The organism is Singulisphaera sp. GP187 (genome assembly GCF_900129635.1).
Taxonomy (GTDB): domain Bacteria; phylum Planctomycetota; class Planctomycetia; order Isosphaerales; family Isosphaeraceae; genus Singulisphaera.
This window is the reverse complement of record NZ_FSRB01000002.1, coordinates 2,233,815-2,256,854: the sequence shown is the minus strand read 5'-3', so window position 1 is coordinate 2,256,854 and position 23,040 is coordinate 2,233,815. Positions and strand designations below refer to the sequence as shown.

At 60.7% G+C, this 23,040-nt stretch carries 10 protein-coding genes and 1 pseudogene; 2 read left to right on the top strand and 9 right to left on the bottom strand.

What is annotated here, in order from left to right; all coding sequences use genetic code 11:
- Positions 1 to 92: 92 nt before the first annotated feature.
- Positions 93 to 1,478: a neutral/alkaline non-lysosomal ceramidase N-terminal domain-containing protein gene (locus tag BUS42_RS33205; protein WP_254053953.1), complete on the bottom strand. Its 1,386-nt coding sequence runs from the start codon at positions 1,476 to 1,478 to the stop codon at positions 93 to 95.
- A gap of 637 nt (positions 1,479 to 2,115) precedes the next feature.
- Here BUS42_RS33205 and BUS42_RS33200 point away from each other — a divergent pair.
- On the top strand, positions 2,116 to 4,821 hold the full coding sequence (locus tag BUS42_RS33200) for a PQQ-dependent sugar dehydrogenase (protein ID WP_074314289.1): 2,706 nt from the start codon (positions 2,116 to 2,118) through the stop codon (positions 4,819 to 4,821).
- 148 nt (positions 4,822 to 4,969) lie between these two features.
- Here the strand turns inward: BUS42_RS33200 and BUS42_RS33195 are convergent, their stop codons facing one another.
- From BUS42_RS33195 to BUS42_RS33180, 4 genes are all read right to left on the bottom strand, one after another.
- A complete protein-coding gene (locus tag BUS42_RS33195) occupies positions 4,970 to 6,946 on the bottom strand; it encodes an APC family permease (protein WP_074314287.1) in 1,977 nt (658 codons plus the stop codon).
- A gap of 840 nt (positions 6,947 to 7,786) precedes the next feature.
- Positions 7,787 to 9,007 (bottom strand): ISAzo13 family transposase, encoded by a 1,221-nt coding sequence (locus tag BUS42_RS33190; protein WP_074315612.1) that lies wholly within the window; start codon positions 9,005 to 9,007, stop codon positions 7,787 to 7,789.
- Positions 9,008 to 10,289: 1,282 nt separating this feature from the next.
- Entirely contained in the window at positions 10,290 to 10,658 is a 369-nt protein-coding gene (locus BUS42_RS33185) for a hypothetical protein (RefSeq protein ID WP_254053952.1), read from the bottom strand.
- 1,040 nt (positions 10,659 to 11,698) lie between these two features.
- Positions 11,699 to 18,454: a DUF4082 domain-containing protein gene (locus tag BUS42_RS33180; protein ID WP_074314285.1), complete on the bottom strand. Its 6,756-nt coding sequence runs from the start codon at positions 18,452 to 18,454 to the stop codon at positions 11,699 to 11,701.
- A 701-nt stretch (positions 18,455 to 19,155) separates the two neighbouring features.
- Here BUS42_RS33180 and BUS42_RS45650 point away from each other — a divergent pair.
- Positions 19,156 to 19,491: a hypothetical protein gene (locus tag BUS42_RS45650; RefSeq protein WP_254053951.1), complete on the top strand. Its 336-nt coding sequence runs from the start codon at positions 19,156 to 19,158 to the stop codon at positions 19,489 to 19,491.
- Positions 19,492 to 19,581: 90 nt separating this feature from the next.
- Here BUS42_RS45650 and BUS42_RS46765 read toward each other — a convergent pair.
- The 4 genes and pseudogenes from BUS42_RS46765 to BUS42_RS33160 all read right to left on the bottom strand — a co-directional run.
- Positions 19,582 to 19,932, bottom strand: a pseudogene (locus BUS42_RS46765) (glycosyltransferase family A protein); the annotation flags it as partial.
- A gap of 104 nt (positions 19,933 to 20,036) precedes the next feature.
- Complete coding sequence (locus BUS42_RS33170) at positions 20,037 to 21,296, bottom strand: ABC transporter ATP-binding protein (RefSeq protein ID WP_074314281.1); 1,260 nt, start codon at positions 21,294 to 21,296, stop codon at positions 20,037 to 20,039.
- Between the two features lie 40 nt (positions 21,297 to 21,336).
- The gene (locus BUS42_RS33165) at positions 21,337 to 22,353 is read right to left on the bottom strand and encodes a glycosyltransferase family 2 protein (RefSeq protein ID WP_074314279.1); all 1,017 of its coding nucleotides are present in this window, start codon (positions 22,351 to 22,353) and stop codon (positions 21,337 to 21,339) included.
- On the bottom strand, positions 22,350 to 23,036 hold the full coding sequence (locus tag BUS42_RS33160; protein ID WP_074314277.1) for an acetyltransferase: 687 nt from the start codon (positions 23,034 to 23,036) through the stop codon (positions 22,350 to 22,352). The genes BUS42_RS33165 and BUS42_RS33160 overlap by 4 nt, the downstream gene beginning before the upstream one ends.
- Positions 23,037 to 23,040: the final 4 nt, after the last annotated feature.

The following is a 23,040-nucleotide window of genomic DNA, read 5'->3' as shown; positions in this document are numbered from 1 at the left end:
ACATTTGCGCGGGTAACTTCGAGGGTCCGGGATTTCACGAGCCCGAGACTCTCCGAACCCAAGACACGCTTTCGACGCTCAGGTGCCCCCGCTCAGTCTTGAACCTGCTTGACGAGTTTGTGGACGGTCCCGGCGATCCGGTCTTCGATATCACCGGCCCATCGAAGGGCAGGGCGGCCGTACTCGAACAGGTTCGAACCACCCTCGTAGCCCCCTTCCTCCCAAACGCGTCGCGAGGGGATGTACGAGATCATGTCATCCACGTAACCGCAGACCCAGGTCCCGGGACCGAACTCGCGTTTGAACCGAAGCGCATAATCCACGACCGTCTCTGCCCCCAGACCAATCACGAGCGACTCCTTGCCGAGCCGCCACGCATGCACCGGATACGGATAGGAGTGCGCAAAGGTCTCGCCCGCGTCGAGCTTTCGGAGCATCCGCGTGGCCCATCGCGCGCGAATCGGGCTCTGATCCGCTTGCGCGGCGATCAATTCCTTGCGAGTCACCACCTGCAAGTAGGGGAGCTCGACGTATTCGAACGCGGTTCGAAGCCCCGAAGATATCGACTTCAACGGTTGCTTCAATGCGTCTTCGACCGCCGTCGCCAGCAAGTGCCCGTAACGCTCGCAGAGCTCGACGCTTCGCCTTGGCAGCGGATTCTGATCGCCTCCACACGTATTGACGAACAAAGCCGTCGCTCCCGGGTGATTCTGCTCCACCTCGAGCTGGGCGAACCCCGGGTAGTCGCCACACCAGGTCGTAAAGCTGAGCGTCGTGGGGTGACAGGCATAACCGAACAGCACGGCCACCAGGTTCCCTTCCGGCCCCATCACGGTCAAGACCGGTACACTGTGATCCACCGGCCCGACCAGCGGCGTCCCGTTCGCGAGCAATTCCGGCACCTTCGCCTCGGGATTGTTGCGCCGATTCACGGCAAAGGTCGCCTTCCCCGCGCCGATCCCGAGCCGCGCGGGAGCGAGCCTCGACAGCGATTCGCCGACCACCGCAACCAATTTCTCGACCATCGCCGCCGTATACTCGTCGACCAGCTTGACCTGCTCGGCTTCCACCGGATAGTAGTCGACCAGGTCATCCCCCAGCCTGGGACCGCAGTGGTTATGCGAAAACGTCAGCATCACCTGGTCGCGTTCCAGCGCGTACTTCTGTTTGAGCCGAGCAAACACCCGGTCGCTCATCGTCTTGGGAACACCTTGGAAATCGCTGGTGATCATCACCGCGCGACGCCCTTTTTCATCTTCAAGTGCCAGGACCTTGACCCATAAGTCGTGCAGCTTGCCGTCCGGCGGTCGTTTCGATCCGTATCCCGCAAGCCAGACACTCTTCTCAGGCGTCACAACGACCTTTGCCACCCCTGCTTTCCAGGAAGTCGCGGGCGTGGCCTCAGGCTCGGCGGCGTGGCCAACGCGCGAAGCGACCGCGAAGAATCCAGCAAACGCCAGGGTGACAGCCAGACTCAACGCAACATGCGTCGATCTCGGGACAAAACGCCGACGAGTCGTTTGCCGTGTCATCAGCTCAGGTCTCCGCACTTCGGATGGATCGATGGTTTCGGGGTCTCAGCTCACATCAAACCCACAATACTGCATATTTCAATCAACTGACAAACATCCTTGTCGAGGCCTGAGTACGGCCCCGATCGAGCGGCCGTCAAATCCAACCGGTTTTCCGTAAAACGATTGTTGAATTTCCCTGGTGACCTTACAATACCGATCGATCGGGTCAAACGCAAAGAATGCTCTCGGTTTGCTTCACGTTCTCCCTGAACACGGTTCCTGCGTTCAGAACGACCGCATCCTTCACGATTGCACTTCGGCCGATGAGCCGGACAGGACAGCCAGTCGCCTAATCGCAGTCGGCTGGACCTCCGTAGCGACCGCAACCCAGGCGCCTGCTAACATCACTTCAGGCATGCGATGGAGACCTATTTTCCGACTTTCTCGTGGATAGGGTGACTCGAATCGATTATCAATAGCACCATGTAACGTCATTTCGACTGAACAGCGGCTCGCGAATGAGGAAGCCGAAGCGCCTCCTCGGACGGATTGCCGACGCGCGGAATGGAATTGACCGCCACAAATCCGAAGAGGCACAGAGATGCGTCCCAGTTACGCCCGGAACGTCTCGGGTTGCGCGTTGGTCGCCCTGACCTTTCTCGTCGGGTTCGGCCTCTCGGCCCCGGCCGATGCCGAAGCGCCGTTCGGCCTGCCGAAACGTGTCCCCTGGAACGCGTCTCGCCTGATCGGTTCGCCGGAACCGCCCTTGCCCTACACGGTCGAAAAAACGTTCACGAAGTTGACCTGGAAAACCCCGATCTACCTGGCTGAGGAACCAGGAACCGATCAGCTCTGGGTGATCCAGGAGGGGATTGCCGCCGAACAGGGCTCACGGATCGTGCGGATCAAGGATGACCCCGACACCGCGGACTCCGAGTTGGTTCTCGACCTCCCGAAGTATCTGGTCTACTCCGTCTGCTTTCATCCCGACTACGCCTCGAACGGCTACGTTTATCTGTTCCGCAACGGTCCGAGGGCGGCCCCGGAGCGGATGAATCAGATCCTCCGGTACACAGTCGAGCGCCAGCCGCTGCATAAGATCGTGCCGAAGTCCGAAACGCTGATCCTCGAGTGGCAATCCTCCGGACACGACGGCGGCGACATGACGTTCGGGCCCGACCAGATGCTCTATCTCACGACCGGCGACGGAAGTAGCGACTCGGACACTTACGTTTCCGGCCAAACCCTCAACGACCTGCTCGGCAGCGTACTCCGGATCGACGTCAACAAGCGCGACGGCAATCAGCACTATGCGATCCCGCCGGACAATCCGTTCGTCAAAACACCAGGCGCCCGCCCGGAAATCTGGGCCTACGGGCTACGAAACCCTTGGCGGATGGGCTGCGACGCCAAGACCGGGCAAATCTGGGTGGGAACCAACGGCCAGGACCAATGGGAAACGGCTCATCTCATCGGCCGCGGTGAGAATTACGGCTGGAGCGTGTACGAAGGGAGCCACCCGTTCTATCTCGAACGGAAACGAGGTCCAACACCGCACGTCCCCCCCACGATCGAGCATTCCCATGCGGAGTTCCGCTCCCTGACCGGCGGCGTGGTCTACTATGGGGACAAGCTCCCGGACCTCAACGGGGCCTACATCTACGGCGACTATTCGAGCGGGCGGATCTGGGGAATGAAGCACGACGGCCAGCGCGTGCTCTGGCACCGCGAACTGGCCGATACCCCCCTCCAAATCGCCTCGTTTCGAGTCGACCACCACGGGGAACTACTCATCGTCGATCACGGCGGTGGAATCGATCGGCTCGTCCCCGTACCAGAATCCGAAACGCGAGCGCCGTTCCCGACCCTCCTGAGCCAGACCGGCCTCTTGACTTCAACGTCCGAACATAAACTTGATCCCGCAATCATTCCCTATTCTGTGAATGCGCCAGGCTGGACCGACGGGGCGCGTGCAGAGCACTTCATCGCGGTCCCGGGTGATTTGAAAGTCGGTTTCGACCCGGGCCGCGGCTGGGACTTTCCCGACAACACCGCGCTCGTTCAATTGCTCACGCTCGAACGTGAGCCTGGGAACGAGGCGTCGCGGTTCCGGGTGGAAACCCGCGTCATGCTCCGTCAGCAAGGCGAGTGGACAGGCTACTCGTACCGCTGGAACGATGCGCAAACCGACGCAACACTGGTGGCGAAGAACGGCGAGGACGGCGAATTCGCCATAGCCGGCCCGGCGGGTGCCCGTCAGAAATGGCGCTTTCCCAGTCGCTCGGAGTGCATGGCGTGTCACAGTCGAGCGGCCGGTTTCGTTCTGGGCGTGACCGGAGCGCAGTTGAATCGAGATCATGACTACGGGGGTGTTCGCGACAACCAGCTCCGGACGCTCGACCATATCGGTCTCTTCACCAAGGCGTTGCCCAAAGAACCCAAAGATCTCGATACACTGATTGATCCGAGGGATTCCAGTCACGATCTCGAGCGGCGGGCGCGGACATATTTGCAGGTCAATTGCTCGGTCTGTCATATCGAGGCCGGCGGCGGTAACGCGAAGATGGTCCTGACCCTCGCAGCGCCACGCGACAAGATGGGGCTGTTGGACGCTCGGCCGCAGCATGACACCTTTGGCATCAGCAACGCGATGCTGGTTGCGCCCGGCGATCCCGAGCGCTCGGCGCTCCTGCGTCGCCTCTCGGTGCGCGGGCGTGGCCAGATGCCACCGCTGGTGACGAGCCGAGTCGACGACCAGGCAGTCACTTTGTTGCGGGACTGGATCGCCCAGCTCAAGCCCGAGCACACGTTCGTCCAGGCCTGGGAGATGGCCGACCTCCTGCCCGAGCTCGACCAGTTGAAGACAGGGCGATCGCTGGAGGCAGGCCGGAAAGCGTTCCGCGACACAGGCTGCATCCAGTGCCATCGGTTCGAGGGCGAGGGCGGGAGTGTCGGGCCTGACCTGACGGGCGTTGGCCGCCGACTGAACAACCACGACCTCCTCGAATCGATCCTGCTGCCGTCGAAGGTCATCCCCGACGAATATGCGGGCATCTTGATCGAAACGGCCGACGGGGCGGTGGTCTCGGGCCGAGTCGAACGCGAGGATGATCGGTTCGTGGTGTTACGCCCCCCCGGCGCGGTGAATCTGGTCGCGATCGAGAAGGCGAACATCCTCCAAAGGCGCCGATCGGAGCTTTCGAACATGCCTCTCGGCATCGTGAACGTGCTCCGAAAAGAACAGGTACTCGACCTGCTTTCATATTTGCGGAACGACCCGGAACCCAAGGAATCGGCGAGCCAGTAAGTGAGTGGCGCGCGGTCCCTGCGAAGTCGCCAATGCCAACGAGCCGCGGGATTCCACCCTTCCCGATCAGAGCCTCCACTTTCCACGGGCCCCATTCCTTGAGAACTGGCCCCGTGGAAGGGGATGAATTCAACAACTTGCGGGCGGATCAGACCCCGACGTGGATCTTGGGGCGCCGCGCCGGGTCGGGCTCAGCCCGGCGCAGGACCTCGTGCGTCACTGGGGCGATATCCCCCTGACCTGACAGGAGATACTTGAGCAGGTAGAGAAGCGGATCTCCCTCGCCCCAGTTGAAGTAGGCATTCGGCCGCCGTCCTGTGATATCGCGCAGGTGGAGCAAGAACGCGGCGATCGCGTTGGGGACGGCCGTGGCCTCCGCTCGTAGCACGCGATAACCGCCCACATCCGACCCACTCACGTGAAGCACTTCGGAAAAGTCGGAAGGGTCTCGGACGTAGACCTCGAAGAACAACAGTGGATGGTCGGGGGGGATCTGGAAATCCTCGCGTGCCTCCCGCTCCTTCTCTTGGTATTCCCGGACGTCGCGTTCATCGGGTTGGTTCGCGATGATGTGGATCCCGCCCGAACCCAAGTCGTCGATGAAGGCTTGAGCTGTCTCATCGAGTTCGGTCGCCTCGACGCGCAACTCCAGGGTGCGCCAGATTCGCGAGACGAATGAAACCGCCACGATCGCAGTGATGAAGAAGCTAGCGATCTTTACGCCATCCGGTCGCTCAAGGACGTTGACGACGGTCGTGTAGGCAAACACGAGTGCAATGGCACCGAACCCTGCCGCCACTCGCCTGGAACCGCGACGCTTGGCCGAGAGGGTCACGGCGACCGAGGCCGAGGTCATCAGGACCAGGACGCCGGTGGCGTATGCCCCTCCTTGCGCATCGACGCTGGCCCGAAAGATGATGGTGACGGCGAACGCGATCGCGGTGTAGATCAAGACCAATGGACGGGCCGCGCGGGTCCACTCCGGGGCCATGCCGAATCGTGGCAGGTAGCGCGGGACGATATTCAACAATCCGGCCATGGCCGACGCGCCTGCGAACCAGAGGATGAGGATCGTCGAAAGATCGTAGATGCTCCCAAACATCTCGCCCAGGAAGCCATGCGCCAGATAGGATAAGGCGCGACCGTTGGCCTTGCCGGCCGGGTATCCGTTGCTCGCCGGGCGAAACTCCTCGGCCGGGATCAGCAGAGTCGTCACCAAGCTACTACTGATCAGGTAGGCGCTCATGATCAGGGCCGCGACGACCAGAAGCTTTCGCGTATTGCGAATGCGACCTTCGGGACTCTCAGGAGTATCCTTCGGCCCCCCTTTGACCAGCGGCATGAGCGCCACACCGGTCTCGAAACCGGAGAGGCCCAGCGCCAGCTTGGGAAAGACCATCAAGGAGATCGCGAGCATGACCATCGGGTTGCCGTGGGCCTCGAAGAGCCGCCGGTTCCAATCGCCAATGACTTTCGGATGAAGGACGACCCGGTAGAGCCCGTAGCCAATGACGACCGCATTCAAGACCAGGTAAACGGCCACAAGCGCCACCGCAATCCCGATCGCTTCCTTGAAGCCCTTCAGAAAGACGATCCCCAGCGCGGCGATCAGTCCAAGCGCAACGGCCACTTCATGCCCGTGCAGAAAGTCGTGCAAAAACGGGTTCTCAACGAGGTGGGCGGTGGCATCAGCCGCTGACAGGGTGATCGTAATAATGAAGTCGGTCGCCACGAACCCGAGCAGGGCCAAGATGAACAGCTTGCCCTGCCACCACGAGAGCAGGTGTTCAAGCATGGCGATGGAGCCCTCGCCGTGCGGGCTCTCACGGGAAACCCGAGCGTAAATCGGCAGGGCCCCGAACAGGGTCAGCAGGACTAGGATCAACGTGGCGATCGGCGAGAGCGCTCCTGCGGCCAGTGCGGCAATCCCCGGCTGATAGCCCAGCGTGGAGAAGTAGTCGACCCCGGTCAGGCACATGACCTGCCACCAGGGATGCTCGTGCTCATTCGGCTTCTTTAGCCATGGCCCCTCCAGCTTTTTGAGGTGCCCCTCAAGCAGCCAGCGCAAGAAGGGACCAGCGGAGCGGTGCTCGCGGCGTGGCCGGGGACCGACGGAATCGTCCATATCTTGAACCTTTACCCCTCGGAGAGCGTTGGCACGGCGGCTTCTTGCCACGTACCCCGGATTCGACGGCCTTCACCAGTCGAACGTCCCCGGCCAGTGGCGGGCCGAGCCAAAGTTGGCTCACGACCCGACCAATCCTCGCGTCTGCGTCTGGGTCGTGCGTACGAATCAGGACGCGGAGCCCCGTGATCGTACACGGAAAGGGCTCGTCACCAATAGGGGCTCACACTTCGCGAGTCGGAAAAGAACCCGGACGATCTCCAAGGAGTTTGACCACTTCAGAGCACCTGACTCACAGGAGACCAGGGAAATCCGGTGGATTGTTGGCTGGTCCAGGGTTCATGAAGCGAAAAAAATGAAGCCCTGAAAGAGCGGCCCAATCCCGTGGGTCGCTCTTTCAGGGCTTGTTGAGAAGGATTCGTTGATAATCTACAGCGGATTACCGTAGGATGGCGATCGAATTATCGCGAACTGGACGTATATCGTGAGCATGTTTATGGTTTGACTGTTCAGGTTCAGCCCCAACGGGGCGGCCCAAGGTAGCCCAGGCAACGCCTTGGGGATTCGGTCACGAGGATCAGCGGCCCCGAAACGGCGACTTAAAGGGTTGCATTGGCACGAACTACGTCGCAAGGCTGCCGCTCGGATTAAGCCGCCCTTGCAGGGCCATGGAATGCGAACATGTCGATTACATGGGGCATTGCCCGGGCTGCCTTAGCCCGCCCCGTTGGGGCTGAAACCGGCGAGAGCGTGCACCAATCGACGGTAAAACGCTGGAGGACGAGCTCGGAACGCCCGTGGTTGGGGCGAACCCCGCGTCGATTCCCGTGGCAAACCGCCTTATTGCGCTGCGGTGTTGGGAACGATTGTATAGTTCCAGCCGCCGTGTAACCCCTCCGCCGTCAACAGGAGATTCTCGATCTCCTGGTAGGTCAATTCGGTACCGCGCGTCGAACCTTCCTGAACGAGTGAGCGCGTGGCCCCAGGTTCGCTGACCGCGGGGGCCGCTGTGACGAGGCTGATGACGACGTCATGACTGACTGCCGGTTTATCGCGCAAGTACGGGCTGATGGTCGCGACGAGTCGATGCTCGATGTGACTCCACCGCGTGGTCGCCGGTGGAAAGTGGAAGACCGAGATCGCCAGTTGGGTCTCATTCGCGAGTTTTTGAAGTCCCGATCGCCAGAGGTGAGCTGTCAAGTCATCGCCGCCACCAATGTCGGCCACGACCAGCAAACTCTGGGCCTTCAGAAAGAGCTTGCTCCCCATCGATTGCCACCAGCGATGGATGACCTCGACGGTAAACTCGGTCATATCGCGATCCACCATCACGCCGCTCCGGCCTTTCCCATGAGCTCCGGCGTGCTCATCGTCCAAATGAAATTCACATCGCCCGGTTTCTCCGACATTGACATTTTCTAAGCGATCGGGTCTGTGGATTTCATCCGGAGTCACCGATTTTCCCTTGGACTTCGGTTGATCCACAATTTCCTTCGTCATCGACTCGACCGTGATGACGGGTTGCCCGGTGCGAAGCGCTTCGCTGACCTTATGATTGATGTACCCGAACTGAATGTCACGATGACTCGGGCCGCCTCCCTCCACGCGCCGTCGCTTTGATTGAAGGCTATACCCAGAACTGTGAAGCAATTCCGCCACCATCCGATGGCTCGTCGCGTGCCCGATCCGAACCAGTTCCGCGGCCAAGGTTCGCACACTGGAGCAGGTCCATCTCAAGGGAGACGTAAGGTCGCCCTTGGATACGGGGTTAATCAATTGCTCAAGATCTCGGACCAGCGTGTCGTCATCGACAATTCTCCGTCGTCGACCTCCCCCAGGGCGACGAACCCGCCCCCGTGCGGAATTGTCGCGCGACCGTAGCTCTGCGAGCCCAGCGGCGATGGCACGACGCGAGACTCCCGTGAGCCGGGAGACGATCGTGATGCCGCCGCGTCCCAAGACCCCTGCCTCAGCCGCACTGATGAGACGGCGGGTCCGCTCATTGAGTAGCGGTGACAGCAAATCAAATCTGGCCTTGATTGCGGACTCTACATCAATCATTTTCGGCACCATCAGATCGCCACTCACGCGGCGGATCGAATGAAAGATGGGAAGATCGCAACTACGCACACGCTTATTGCTGCATGCACAATTGCGTTTCATGTTTACCCCTTCTCGTCGAGCACGAAGTGATTCACTTCTCTCGATCTGGCAATCGACTCGTCTCGTGACATCAAGGAGGATGGGTTGCCAAACCAGCGTGGAGCGATGCTTTCGACGTATCGCTGCCCCACGCCACGCGGGTCGACGGTTCGTCTGGCGCGGGTTTACCGAAGCGGGGGGGGCGGTGGTTGCGTTGCGGTGTGAGAGATGAGGAGAGATGCAAGCTGCCGATCACGGTTTTGGAGACTGTCGCCACGTTACCGTGTGTTCCGCCCAACCTCGGGTGGCCCGGATCCATTAACCCGGCGCCCTGGCTACAGTTTCCGGTTTTGAAACTGTCGCCATGTTGCTGAGGGCTCTTCGTCCGTCGGAAGACAGGGAGCGATCAGCTCCCCGCTCGCCTTTGGAAGGCGAGCGAATACCAACGAACAAGGGACGGTACCGATCGTGGTACAAGGGATTTCGCTCGCCTCTGAATGGCGAGCGGGGAGCGTGAACTCCCTTGGCTTTGGGCCTAGCCATGGGCTGGTTCTTTTGACACTGGGGCCACGGCACCGGGTGGATGGATCCGGGCGGACGACCCGATAACGTGGCGACTCGTGTCGTTCTTAAGCTCGATTGCGAATCGTTGAAAAGAGATGCCCTGCGACGACCTTGGAGATCGGCGTGGCTACGGCTCACGTCCGGGGGATCGAGCGTGAAGTTTGCTGTCGCTCTGCGGCCCACGATCACAGACGGCTGTTGAAGTTCCTGGTGACATTGCCGTTGAATCGCGGTCGAGACTCGCGATTGCCAGCCCAAGTGGACCGCTCCAGCCACCTTCGTCCTGACCTTGATCGACAGACGCATCGCTCACGGGAGGATCGGCCCGATCAGGTTATCCCTTGGCTCGCCGGAAGCCGCACGGGGAACCAGAACCGCCCAGCCCTGTGCCTTGATCCGCCGAGCAGGGGCGACGCATGGCGAGAACCAACGTCGAGGGCGGGCTTGACGCTTTTGGAAAAACAACCCGTCAAACTCTCTGAAAACGGCAGAACCCCAGACACCCACTCACACTCAACAAATACGAGCCCCAACTGATCTTGCCCAGCGCCAAGATTTCAGCATTCGCGCAAATCGCGACTCAATCGAGCGCGGACATCATCCAGGTAACACCTTTCTCTGCGCAGACGGCGTGGCTTCACCGCGTCCCCGGAATGACGTTGGACCGGCCAGGAAGCTGGTTCTCGGTTGCCGGCACCCCTACCGCTCCCCGATTGCCCTGAATTCTCTCAACCACGAGATCGTGAATCGCACTCTGCAGGGTCGCCAACGCCGGATCGTCCGGCGTGAACGTCAGCAGCAACGCGAGTTCATCGGGACTCAGGTCATAGTTCCGACGCAACAAATAGATTGTTAACGCTAGCTCAGCCCTCAACGCCTCCGAATGATCCTCGACATCGATCGCGGCGGCAAGGAGCGCGTCGAACTCAGGATCCTGCCGGGCTGGATCGCCTACAGTCGGATCCCAAGTCTCACCGTCGGCTAATCGGACTTGAATACGATCCATGCACATTTCCTTACGAGTGATTATCCAAGTTTCGCGTGGATACCCTCCCACGTGGAAGGGTAACGATCGTCATTTTTCCGACACGATCTTTCCCAGCTCAATCGGTTTCGTGGAGCAGACGTCAAGCTCCTCCCTTGAAGCGAGAAGGGCTGACTCTGATGCAAGCATCCTCGTGAGCCTGCTCGAAAGGCTCGAATACGCTCCGCCGCGAATCCCCTGGATCCGCGAACCAAATGACGGACGACCTGAACCCATTCAAGAGCAAATTCCATACCTGCAACAGAAAACCCGAAAATTGCCCCCTCAGTCCGTGACGAGGACCATTCCCAAGGTATTCCTCACACTCGCATGTTGCAGGACCACACCCGTGGACAGACGACGATCGCAGTCGACCCATAACTCACGCAAGCCCAATGACTTCTTGCCCGAAGCGATTGATCCACCGCCCGAGCCCGCTCACCCGACGGTCGAGGACATATGGCAAACCCAGCAACACCAATGCAGCATGCATCGTTGACCAACATCCCGATTCCGCGTAGGGAGACTGACCACGCGTCGAGCGATCGTACCCACTCTTCTCATTCATCTGTGAATGTGGCATTTATTGTGTAACACCATTTCTGATATCTTGCAATGGGGTCGATGTCGTCCCCAAAAAATTGACCACGGTGTGCGTGTGGGTAACGGGGACTGAACCGATCGCGGTGGTGCGGCCGTGCTGATCCCCTCACCCGGCCTCCGTGACGTCTCCCACTCCGTATCGTTCGGCCTCCACTCGCTTTGCCCGCTAACCGAGGACGCCGGACCTCGGAGGCCATCCCCTCCGCGAGGGCGACGATTGGCTCGGTCGACTCGCCCGTTTGTGCGCCCATTGCCGCGACTTCCGCAATGCTTTTCCACCTCCGAACGATGGGCGACCGGAAGACATGCGAATCGAAGGTGAGCTCGCCTCGATCGCCGACAGTCAGCCTGAGGCGGATGATGGCCGGATTTCACGCCTTCCCTGGCGGTTCCCGTTCCGATTCGTCGCCGGCGTGTTCTCACATCCGGTAGATCGAGATCCCGAGCAAGGTGGGGATCGCGATCGAATCGGGCGAGGTCAGCACGAGTCGGTATCGCAGGTAACGGCCGCTTGGACTCGCGATCGTCCCACCGTTGACGACCGCTGCCCAGGGCGACCAGGTGACGTTGTCGGTGGAACTGCTCGTCTGGACGATCACACTGGTGCCGGCGGGGAGTGACGAGGTCCAGGACGCGTTCAGCCAAGTCGTGGTCTTTCCCGCGTCGAAGGTTGAGGAGATGTAGGTTCCTCCCATGACTCGGGTCCAGTCCGCTTGAAGGGGGGACTGAGAAGCTCCCGCGAAGTCGGAGAGCACGAGTCTCAGATTCGTTCCGGCCGGCAACGTCGCGGTGATTGTGGTCTGGAGCACTCCATCGACGGAGAACGCAAAGCCGGTCGCAACCGGCTGGATCTGGTACGTATGGAAACCGACCGGCAGGGCGCCGAGGTTGACGTCTTGCATGACCCCGTTAACGTTGACCCGGGCGAAGAGCGTGTTCGTCGTTCCACTCGTGCTGAACAGCGCCCAGGAATTTCCAATGCTCGTCACAAGGTCGGTGGCCATTCCGAAGTGCTGATAGGCATTGGAAAAGCTGATCCGGCCTTCAACCCCCGTATCCGTAGCCGTTGCCGCATTATGGAAGATCTCCTCAGCGGCGACCGTGACGACGCCTCCCGTGATCGTCGAGCGGGCTGAGGGGCCCCATGCGACGGTCGTCCACAACGGGCCCAGCGTACTGCTGATGAAGTCGTCTCGCAGATTTGACGCCAGCTTGATTCCGCCGGCTGACGCATCGGCGACCAGGGTCCCGTTGAAGGTTCCGGTGGCGAAATCCGCCGGGGTCGATTCGGTCCAGACGCTTGGCGTTGCGGTCGTGAAGGTCCAAGCGACACTCGTCATAACGTTGTTGGCGAGGTCCTTGGCGCCGCTGACGTTGACGGTGTAGTTGGTCTGCGCGGCCAGCGGGGCCGACGGCGTAAACGTGGCCGTGTTGGTGCTGGTGGTGTAGGCGAACGATCCCGCGACGGCTCCTCCCGGACCCGTCAGCGTCATCACGATGGTGCCGGCCTGAACCGGTTCGCTGAAGATCGCGGAAACCGTGGTGGTGGTCGCGACTCCGGTCGCATTCGCGGCGGGTGTGCTGGTGGTGACGGTGGGCGGCGTCGTGTCCGTGCCGCTGTAGACGACGTCGACCCAGTAGTTGGTCGAATTGTAGGAATTCGTCGGGAACCCGCCATTGCTGCCATAGACGTAGAGTCCGTTGCCTCCGCTCGCCGGGCTTGAGGGGGCATGGAGCGTCCCGTTATCGACTCCGGACGTGGCGAAATATGCCGAATTGCTTGCATACCGACCCACGGGGGCGAAGTAGGAGACAACGTAGGTCGTATTCGCGGAAATGGCCACCGGCGCGGAGAAGAGAACTTGCTGCCACCCCGACGCCGACTCACCCGTGAACGTGGCGGTGGCGAGGAGGGTTCCCGTGGCGGTCCAGAGGTGGGCGACATGGGTCCCGGTGTTCGCGGCCCCTTTATAGAAGCGGACCCCCGTAATGGTTCCCGCGGTGTCACTGGTGAATTTCATGCCAAGCTCGACGGCCGAGGTGTCGGCGTCCGAAGCAACCGCGGGAATCACGGAGTTACTCCAGAACGAGCTGACCGAGACGCTGCCGGTTCCGGTGGTAAACGACCAAGAGGTTGGGGCCATGACGTTGTTGGCGAGGTCCTTGGCGCCGCTGACGTTGACGGTGTAGGTGGTCTGCGCAGCCAGCGAGGCCGACGGCGTAAACGTGGCCGTGTTGGTGCCGGTGGTGTAGGCGAACGATCCCGCGACGGCTCCTCCCGGACCCGTCAGCGTCATCACGATGGTGCCGGCCTGAACCGGTTCGCTGAAGATCGCGGAAACCGTGGTGGTGGTCGCGACTCCGGTCGCATTCGCGGCGGGTGTGCTGGTGGTGACGGTGGGCGGCGTCGTGTCCGTGCCGCTGTAGACGACGTCGACCCAGTAGTTGGTCGAATTGTAGGAATTCGTCGGGAACCCGCCACTGCTGCCATAGACGTAGAGTCCGTTGCCTCCGCTCGCCGGGCTTGAGGGGGCATGGAGCGTCCCGTTATCGACTCCGGACGTGGCGAAATATGCCGAATTGCTTGCATACCGACCCACGGGGGCGAAGTAGGAGACAACGTAGGTCGTATTCGCGGAAATGGCCACCGGCGCGGAGAAGAGAACTTGCTGCCACCCCGACGCCGACTCACCCGTGAACGTGGCGGTGGCGAGGAGGGTTCCCGTGGCGGTCCAGAGGTGGGCGACATGGGTCCCGGTGTTCGCGGCCCCTTTATAGAAGCGGACCCCCGTAATGGTTCCCGCGGTGTCACTGGTGAATTTCATGCCAAGCTCGACGGCCGAGGTGTCGGCGTCCGAAGCAACCGCGGGAATCACGGAGTTACTCCAGAACGAGCTGACCGAGACGCTGCCGGTTCCGGTGGTGAACGACCAGGAGGTTGGAGCCATGACGTTGTTGGCGAGGTCCTTGGCGCCGCTGACGTTGACGGTGTAGGTGGTCGACGCGGCCAGCGGGGCCGACGGCGTAAACGTGGCCGTGTTGGTGCTGGTAGTGTAGGCGAACGATCCCGCGACGGCTCCTCCCGGCCCTGTCAGCGTCATCACGATGGTGCTGGGCTGAACCGCTTCGCTGAAGGAGGCGGAGACGGTCGTGCCAACCGCCACACCGGTCGCGTTGCTGGCTGGCGTGACAAGGCTGACCGAGGGTGGGGTGGTGTCGGCGCCGGAGAGCCCGAAGATGGGGTCGACCCAGTAGTTGCTCGATTGGAACGAAGCGTTGGGGAATCCGCCGCTGTTGGTATAGAGGTAGAGTCCGTTACCACCACTCGTTGGACCTGAGGGCGCGTGGAGATCCCCGTTGTCGAACCCTGAATTGGCGAAGTATCCGGCCGTGGTCGCATAGCCACCCACGGGGGCGAAGTAGGAGACAACGTAGGTCGTATTCGCGGAAATGGCCACCGGCGCGGAGAAGAGAACTTGCTGCCACCCCGACGCCGACTCACCCGTGAACGTGGCGGTGGCGAGGAGGGTTCCCGTGGCGGTCCAGAGGTGGGCGACATGGGTCCCGGTGTTCGCGGCCCCTTTGTAGAAGCGGATGCCGGTGATCTGTCCCGCGGTGCCGCTCGTGAACTTCATACCGACCTCGACGGCCGCATGGTCAGTAGCGGAGGCAATGTCAGGAATCGCTCCGCCTCCCCAGAAGGAGGCACGGTACACGCTGGAGGTGGTGAAGGACCAGGAAATCGGCGCCTGAACATTGCCATAAATGTCTGAGATCCCGTTGAGAGTGACGGTGTATCTGGTTGACGGAATCAGGTCCTGCGAGAAGATCAAGGACTGCGTGGGAGCGTCATAAATCAGACTGCCGGTCACAGTCCCGTTGGAACCGGTTACGGAGACATTGTTCGGATTGAACAAAATCGGCTTATTGAACGTGACCTTGATGGGACTGTCTGTGGCAATTCCAGTCGCGTTCGGAGCAGGGGACTGGCTGGTCACGGTCGGAGCCGTGGTATCCACCGTCACCGTGAACGAACTCGAGGTTGCCTGGTTGCCATGGGCGTCGGTCGCCACGGCGGTAATGGTGTAGGTGCCCGTCGCGAGGGTGGCAAGGGCCCTGTACGGGGCCGTCGTGAGCGCCGACCCGAGCGGATTGCCGTTGGCCAGGAACTGCACTTGGGTGACACCGACGTTATCCGAAGCGAAGGCCGCAAGAACCATCTGGCTGCCAGCCGTCGTGTTGGCGTAGGGACTCATGAGCCGGACCGTCGGAGCGACCAAATCGGTGGGATTATTGACAGTAACCGACACGGTGCTGGAGGTCTTGAAATTCCCTGCCATGTCGCGTGCTCGCGCCGACAAAAGATAGGTCCCGTTGGCCACACTCGTCGTATTCCAGGCCAACGAGAACGGTGCGGCAACATCTTCGACCCCGAGTGGGCTGCCGTTGAGCAGGAACTGGACGCCGGCGACCCCGGTGAAGTCCGTTGCATTCGCCACGATCGTGGTGGTTCCGCTGAGGCTTGCATTGGCAACCGGCGATGTGATCGCGGCGGTGGGGGGCGTGCTATCCATGGCGCCTCCGACGGGGGTGCCCATGTCGGCTTGAATTTCCGCCATACTCAAGGAACGATTATAAATCCGGACGTCGTCAATCAGGCCATTGAAGAACTCGCCGAACGTGGAGTCTCCCCCAATCCGAAGCGCCCCGCCGGACGAGGACAAGGTGGTGACACCCGTGGCCTGACTGACCCTGACTCCGTTCACATAGAGGAGAAGCGTCGATCCATCGTACGTGGCCGCGACATGGCTCCACGTATTCGTCGCGAGGGACTGGTAGGCCGGGGCGCTGAGCTCCCCTGTGATATTGTGGTTGATATAAATACTGGGTACGGACTTATAGGCACCATAAAGTGAGTATGCACTGTTTCCGGCTCCCTCCCTGAAGAGAAGGGGACTGGGGTTGGTGATGGAGGTGGGCTTGACCCAGGCCTCCAGTGTCATGGCGCTGCTCAGATTGAGCGAGCTGGAGTTGGCGACCGTCACCCAACTGTTCGTGCCATTGAAGGCAAGCGCGGAGCCGGTATGGCCGGAAGTCGTCCAGGTCGCGTTCGAGATGGTCCCATTGTTGTTCTGACCCGACAGGTCGGTGAGCGTCGTGCCACTCCCCGCGTCGAAGTTGTACTCGGCGACAAGCCCGGTTGCGCTCGTGGGCATGAGCGTGACGTTTTCGGAGACACTTGCCGAGGGTTTGCCGATGTTGGCGCTGTCGTCGGTGGCGCGGCTTTCAATGAGGATCAGGCCGCTGATGGCAGGCGTCCAGGTGTAGCTCCAATTTTCTCGTCCCGTGGCTCGGCTCCAGGTTTGTCCGCCATCGACCGAGACCTCGACGCCCCCCACCCGGCCACCGCCGGTATCCGCCGCGGTACCGGTGATCGTGATCGGAACGCCGACCTGGAGGCTCGAACCCGATGACGGCGAGGTGACGACGGATGAGGGGCCGACCGTGTCGGTCGACATCGTGGCATAGACCAGGCCGGACTGGAGCGTCGCGGGTTGAACGCCCATGTCGGCGAACAGGTTGACAGTCGCCTGACGCATGCTCTGGTCGGGGACTGTCGAGCCTCCATCATGGGTCCCGTCCAGGCCCCACGACCACTGGACCGTCCCCGCGCCGAAGACCAAGGCCCCGCTGCTGGCGCGGTAGAGGGTCAGGCTATGGGTCGCGGTCCCCGTTTTGACGACACAACCGCACGACGCGCACACCCCTCCCGGGTTGGCCCCCGAGCCTCCGAATGGGCAGTTCACATAACTGTCATCAATTAACTGAGGGATGTTCTGAGTCGTCGAGGACATGCGAATCAGGCCGGCGGGCCGGAATGCGTTGTCACGATCCTCGTCCCACTCGTAGCCGAGAACCTGATCGCCGAGCGTCGCGGTCTGACCGGGCGCAAGGCCGGCGACGGCGGTGTTGCGCCAGAGCCGTAGCAGTCCATCGGCTTGGGGAACATTCATCGACGTCCCGGTCTCGCCCCCAGGACCGCGATTGACGACGAAGATTTGACCTGAGAGAGCGTTCTCCGACAAACCGCCGTCCCCTGGAGTGCGGAACCGGGGATCGCGCCAGGTGCCAGTCCAGACGCCGGCCATCGGATCGATCTTATTGGCCGCGATCGTTTCTTTGTAGCAGACCAGGGTTCGGTACGGAGTGTGGGACGAGTCGATACTGGTATCCCAGCGCGTTTTCCAGTAGATCTCGTTGGCGCTGAAGAAGGCGAGGTTCACGCCCGCGTCGCGCGCGGTCTCGACGTTGGCCCGCTGCTGACCGGACCAATATTCATCATGGCCAACGGACAAGAACCCATGATGTTGAAGGATTTCCGAGCCGTAGCGATCGCTATCCACCCCGGTGAAATAGCTGACGTCGTACCCGTTTGCTTCCAGCCAGCGAACCATGGGATACTCTTCACCAAAGACGAAATCACGTCCGCCGACAGTGCTGGTTCGGGTGATGAACGGCCGGTTATAGCTGATCTCGTAGGCCCGACTGGGATTCTGGCCGAGCGGACCGGTGTAGAAGCTCACACCACCCCAGTTGTTGTACGCTTCCCAAGTCGTGTCGGAGGTCTGGAAGAGTAAGTCGGAATGCCCGCCATCGTCGCGGACCACGAAGTAAATATGGCTTGCCCCGCCCGTATCGGTGCGCGTGATCTTGGCGAAATAGATCCCGGACGTCGCCGTCGAGGGAACCGCCCATGTCGCGGCCACCGCCCAGTTCCCTGCGTCGACAAGCCCCGTGGACGCATCGGTGAGCGGGGCCGGCTGCACGATCCGAAGCGTCTGGGTGGAAGGGATCGTCGCCACCCTCCGTGCGCCCAAGCCCGCATAATACCCCATACGATAGATATCAATTTGATAGGGAGCGGAGGATGTATCGTTGATCTTGAAAGAGACCGTCTGCCCTTGATCGACACTGATGTCCGTGGCGAACCCCTGGAGCGACGTGTCGCCCGAGCCGGCAATGTCCCACTCGCTCGGAGGATTACCAGGTAACTGATTTTCAGCGACGATTGGGTTGACAGCAAAAAGGACTTTGTCTTCCAATACCTCGACAAAAGGATGATTCGCAAAGTGGTGCTTCTTCATTTTCGACTGACGATGGAATCGTCTGTTCATCACTAGGTCCTCCGATGTGGCGTCTGCCATGGGCAGGGGAGCGATGGTCCCAGGGTCGCCACACCCTAGTTTGGTCATGGCTTGAATGGATCCGACCGCGGTTCAGTGAGCCAAGTTGCAGTCACTGTCGGAGACATGCGACTTCATTCAGGCGATGCCCAAGCGACTGGAGCGAGCCACGACAATGAGCCGGGTTCAATGCAGACCCGGAACCGTGAGGTCGCAGGTTTTTGGAAATCGAGGGCAGGGATTGTTTCGGGGGTTGAGACGAATTGAAGAGAGTTCGCCTGGTGGGACGAGATGCGACGCAAACGCAGATAACCGCTGAGAACGTGCAACACTACACGATCGGAAGCACGGTTTCGACCGAATCACCGCGGCTCGATGGCGGCTAAATTGAGTCGCTCTTCGACGAACGAGTTGTTGATCTTCTGCATCATTGATTACGGTCAGTTCAAGCCTCAGCGACGATCACGAAGCCCCGATGAACCGACGAGGAATGCTCGAGCCCTGGGCAGTCGAGACTCGGATCGATCGACGGAATGAAACGGAACCAGCCGAGGCTTCGTCGCCAGACGAAGAAACATTCCCACGCACGCTCCAAGTCGTCCCGCAAGCACACACGAGTAATGAAAACATTCTTCATTCCCAGGACTAAGCGAGAGCAGGGCCCGCGAGAGATCCTTACAAGTGAGTGCGACGTGCCAGCCTCTCCGAATGACTTCGTGCAGGCAGACCTCTTGCTCGGGCCGTACCCGCATCTCACCGCGTTCCCCCCAGTAACAGCGGCTCCAGAACCAGCGTCGGCGGAGCCGCTCGGGTGGGACCCGGTGCCCGACAATCAGGGCCGGTTCGTACAGCAGGGTTCCTCCCGCCGCCGCGATTCTCTCGAGCAGTTCCGATTCTTCGCCGCCCAACAAGCATTTCCCAACCCGGCCAAGATCCGTCCTGAACCCTCCGACGTGATCGACCCACTCCTTGAGGAGAGCGAGATTCAGGCCAAAGAGTTCGCCTGGATTTGCTGGCCGCCGCTCTGATCCGAGTTCCACCTTCGTGAGCAGCCCCTCGTCGCGCTCGCCGAGCCACTTCGGTCGGGCCTGGGGGAAGATGAGCGAAGCGCGACCGCCGATCGCGGCATGACCGCCGGTCTCGAAGGCCGCCATCAAATGACGCAACCAATTCCCATCAAAGTTTACGTCGTCGTCCACAAAAACGATGATGGGGAAGCAAGCCTCGGAGATGGCACGATTCCGAGCGTGGCTCAAGCCTTGTTTCGGTTCGTGAATGTACCGCAACCGCCCCGAAAAACGGTGAGACATCCTCGCCGCCACCTCGCTGGTATGATCACTGCTACGGTTGTCGACAATCAGGATTTCGTAATCCTCGAGTCCGGCCCGATCAACCTGATCGAGGCTGATAAGCGTCCGCTCGAGTTCTTCGGCCCGGTTATAGGTCGCAATAGCGATCGAGACACCCATAATTGCTTCCCTCTCCCTCTTTTTTTCCTGAGCATCGGCCAGGCAACCCGCGATTGCAGAGCCAGGGACCCATGGTGCGCCTGGCTCGCGTTGCAGGGTGGCAATCAGTTTCTCCAACACCACTCCGCGGGTTCATGAAACACACCAAACTCGGTGCTAAGATCGGGATGGCTGATATGGATGCTCTTTCCGACCTGGGCACAGTAAAGATGCTGAAACGAAGTGTCCCAGACCAGGACATGGAGGGCGTAGAGCTCGGAGACCAGTTTGAGCGGGGGAGTGCGTAATTCAATGGTCCCGCTGCCGGAAACCAATGCGGTCGAGAAGCCGTCCATGCTTGTGTTATAATTACAGCAAGCCACCGCATCGGACCGCACCATGGCCACAGTGAAGTTCGGTTCGCGAATCGGCTTCCGGACCTCATAGTGGAGTCGGATGCGAATCCTGTCGCCGTATTTGAAGAGGGTGCGTGACTGCCCCTCATCGTCCAGCGTTTCCATCGAGCTGATTGAGATCGGGCATTGTGAGGGGTCGGAGCCCACCGTCTTTTCCGCCCAGTTCGCAACCTCCATGCTTCCGTCTTGGTCATAGTGACAAACGGCTTCCTCCGTTGCGCCATCGAAGACGACTTTGCCTTTTGAGAGATAGACGGATCGAGGGCATAGCGCCTTGATTGAAAACATATTGTGTGAGACGAACAAGAGGGTTGCATCGCTCTCCAGGAGTCGCTTCGTGTGCTCCATGCATTTTCTCTGAAACGCAAGGTCGCCGACGGAGAGGACCTCGTCGATCAGGAGGATGTCGGGTTCCATGTGAGCCGCTACGGCGAACGCCAAACGCACGTACATGCCACTTGAGTAGCGCTTCACGGGCGTATCAATGAATCGGTCGATTTCGGCGAAATCAACGATCGCGTCGAACTTGCGCGCAATTTCCTGGCGGCCCATCCCGATGATGGCTCCGTACAGGAAAACGTTCTCGCGACCAGTCAATTCCGGATGAAAGCCCGTTCCGACCTCCAGCAAACTTCCCAAGCGACCACGAATCCGAACGCGGCCATCCGTCGGCGATGTAATTCGGCTCAGGATTTTCAGAAGCGTCGATTTTCCTGCGCCGTTGCGGCCAATGATCCCGATCGCCTCGCCCGGACGGATCTCAAACGAGACGTCCTTCAGGGCCCAATGCTCATCGCTTTGCGCGTCATGCAAGCCCGTGCGATCACCCTGGTAGAACTGACGCAGACGCCTGATCGGAGCGGCGACGGCCGCCCCCAGGCTCTCCCGGAGCGTCGCGTAACCCGCCTGCTGGCGAGCCCCCAGATGATAGAGTTTCGATACATTCGCGACCCGAATTGCAAGCTCCATGCGAACCTCTCATCCAGGACTACGAATCGAAGTTGGCCTCTCAACTTGGCTGAGTCACACGATTCAACCAGACGTGACGAATCCGCTGGGCCAGAGGCCGCAATGCCGACCAGAACCTTGGCCCTAAACGTCGCTTCCACGCCATCCGAGCCCACTCGGGCTCGTCACGAAGTCCAGGATACGCGTTTACTGCAAATGTCACCATGATATGATGTGACGAGAGATCGCCGCGGTCAAACGCAAGGATTGCCTGCCAAAAGCTCTCGCGTGCGATCGAGCGATTGGCCACGGACCTCAACCGTTCGGCGTCATTGATCCGATGGGAGTAAGAGTCGAAGATCGTATCGAATACCACCTTTTTTTGTCTCAAGTCCGCAAGAATGGTATTGAACCAATACGAGCTCATATTCGCGGAGTGAAGCCGGTAAAAGGCCTGGAGTGAAGAGAGAATGCCGATAGGCGAGTGGGCCGCGAATCGCATCCACATCTCCATGTCACCGGCATGGGGAAGTTCTTGGCGGTAACCTCCCAACTCCTTCTGAAGGCGAGTCCGCACGACGGCGGTCGGCGTGCACACGGGGTTGTCGGCAGCGGTGCAGCACTTTTCCAGGAATTCGCTGCCGGGGACAATTTCCAGGCCGGACGACTCGGCGGACGCGTGCCATTCCGGGATCGGCTGATCCGAATGGAATGCGACCCCTCGACCATAAATCATGCCGACCTTCGGATCATGATCCATCGGCTTCGCCGCACGAGCCAGTGCGCCGGGCGCGAGCAGATCGTCGGCCGAGAGCAGGACGGTATAATCTCCCTCGGCCCAGTTCAAGCCTTCGTTATAGGTAGCGATATGGCCTTGGTTCACGGCATGTCGGCGATATTGGACCCGCGGATCGGCTTCGATCAAGGCCGCGGCCACTGTCGGAGTGTCGTCGGGCGAGGCGTCGTCAATGATGAGAACCCGAAGGTCGACGCCCTCCTGCGTCAGAACGCTCTCGACGCACTGGCGAAGGAAGTGCGCGTACTTGTAGCACGGGACGATCACGTCGACCTGGCTCATTTTCCGGTCTCGCTCAGTGAGGTGAGGGATAGTGGGTTGACACGCAAGAGCGGACGTGCGGGGTTGCCGACCACGATCGAGCCGGCGTCGGTCTCACGGATAACGACCGCCCCCATCCCGACCAGCGATCCCGCGCCGATTCGGATCCTCTGGCGGATCACCGCCCTCGCGCCGATATAGCAACCTCGTCCCACATGGACATGTCCGCTAATCACGGTCCGAGGCGCGAGGATCGAATAATCCTCGATCGTCGCGTCATGGCCCACGATGCATCCGGGACAGAGGATGACGTTGTTACCGATCTTCGCTCCCCCCCCGACGCTGACGCCATAGTTGACCGTAACTCCTCGGCCGAGTTGCGCGCGGGAGGAGACCGAAGCGGCCGGGTGGATCAGGGTGGTAAATTCGTCCGGGGCCAGACCCGTCGACTGCAAGATTTCGGGGAGCCGTCGGAACGTCGAGTCGCTGCCGATCGCATTGACGAAGGCATGGCCATAGAACCGTTCCGCCACGTGCAGCGGGCCGAGCACCTCGAGATCGAGGTGTCGGGAGCCCGCGGGCCGAGCGTCGTCGAGATAACCGACCACCTCCCACGTCGGCGTACGCTGATTAACCGCCTCGACGATGTCGAGGACGTCGTGAACGCTTCCTCCGGTCCCCAGGATCACGAGTGGTAGGCTCATCACA

Bases quoted from the DNA above. Each gene is read 5' to 3' on its own strand.
- BUS42_RS33200 (WP_074314289.1), top strand. From the start codon at position 2,116: ATGCGTCCCAGTTACGCCCGGAACGTCTCGGGTTGCGCGTTGGTCGCC.
- BUS42_RS33195 (WP_074314287.1), bottom strand. From the start codon at position 6,946: ATGGACGATTCCGTCGGTCCCCGGCCACGCCGCGAGCACCGCTCCGCT.
- BUS42_RS33190 (WP_074315612.1), bottom strand. From the start codon at position 9,007: ATGATTGATGTAGAGTCCGCAATCAAGGCCAGATTTGATTTGCTGTCA.
- BUS42_RS33185 (WP_254053952.1), bottom strand. From the start codon at position 10,658: ATGGATCGTATTCAAGTCCGATTAGCCGACGGTGAGACTTGGGATCCG.
- BUS42_RS33180 (WP_074314285.1), bottom strand. From the start codon at position 18,454: ATGAACAGACGATTCCATCGTCAGTCGAAAATGAAGAAGCACCACTTT.
- BUS42_RS33170 (WP_074314281.1), bottom strand. From the start codon at position 21,296: ATGGAGCTTGCAATTCGGGTCGCGAATGTATCGAAACTCTATCATCTG.
- BUS42_RS33165 (WP_074314279.1), bottom strand. From the start codon at position 22,353: ATGAGCCAGGTCGACGTGATCGTCCCGTGCTACAAGTACGCGCACTTC.
- BUS42_RS33160 (WP_074314277.1), bottom strand. From the start codon at position 23,036: ATGAGCCTACCACTCGTGATCCTGGGGACCGGAGGAAGCGTTCACGAC.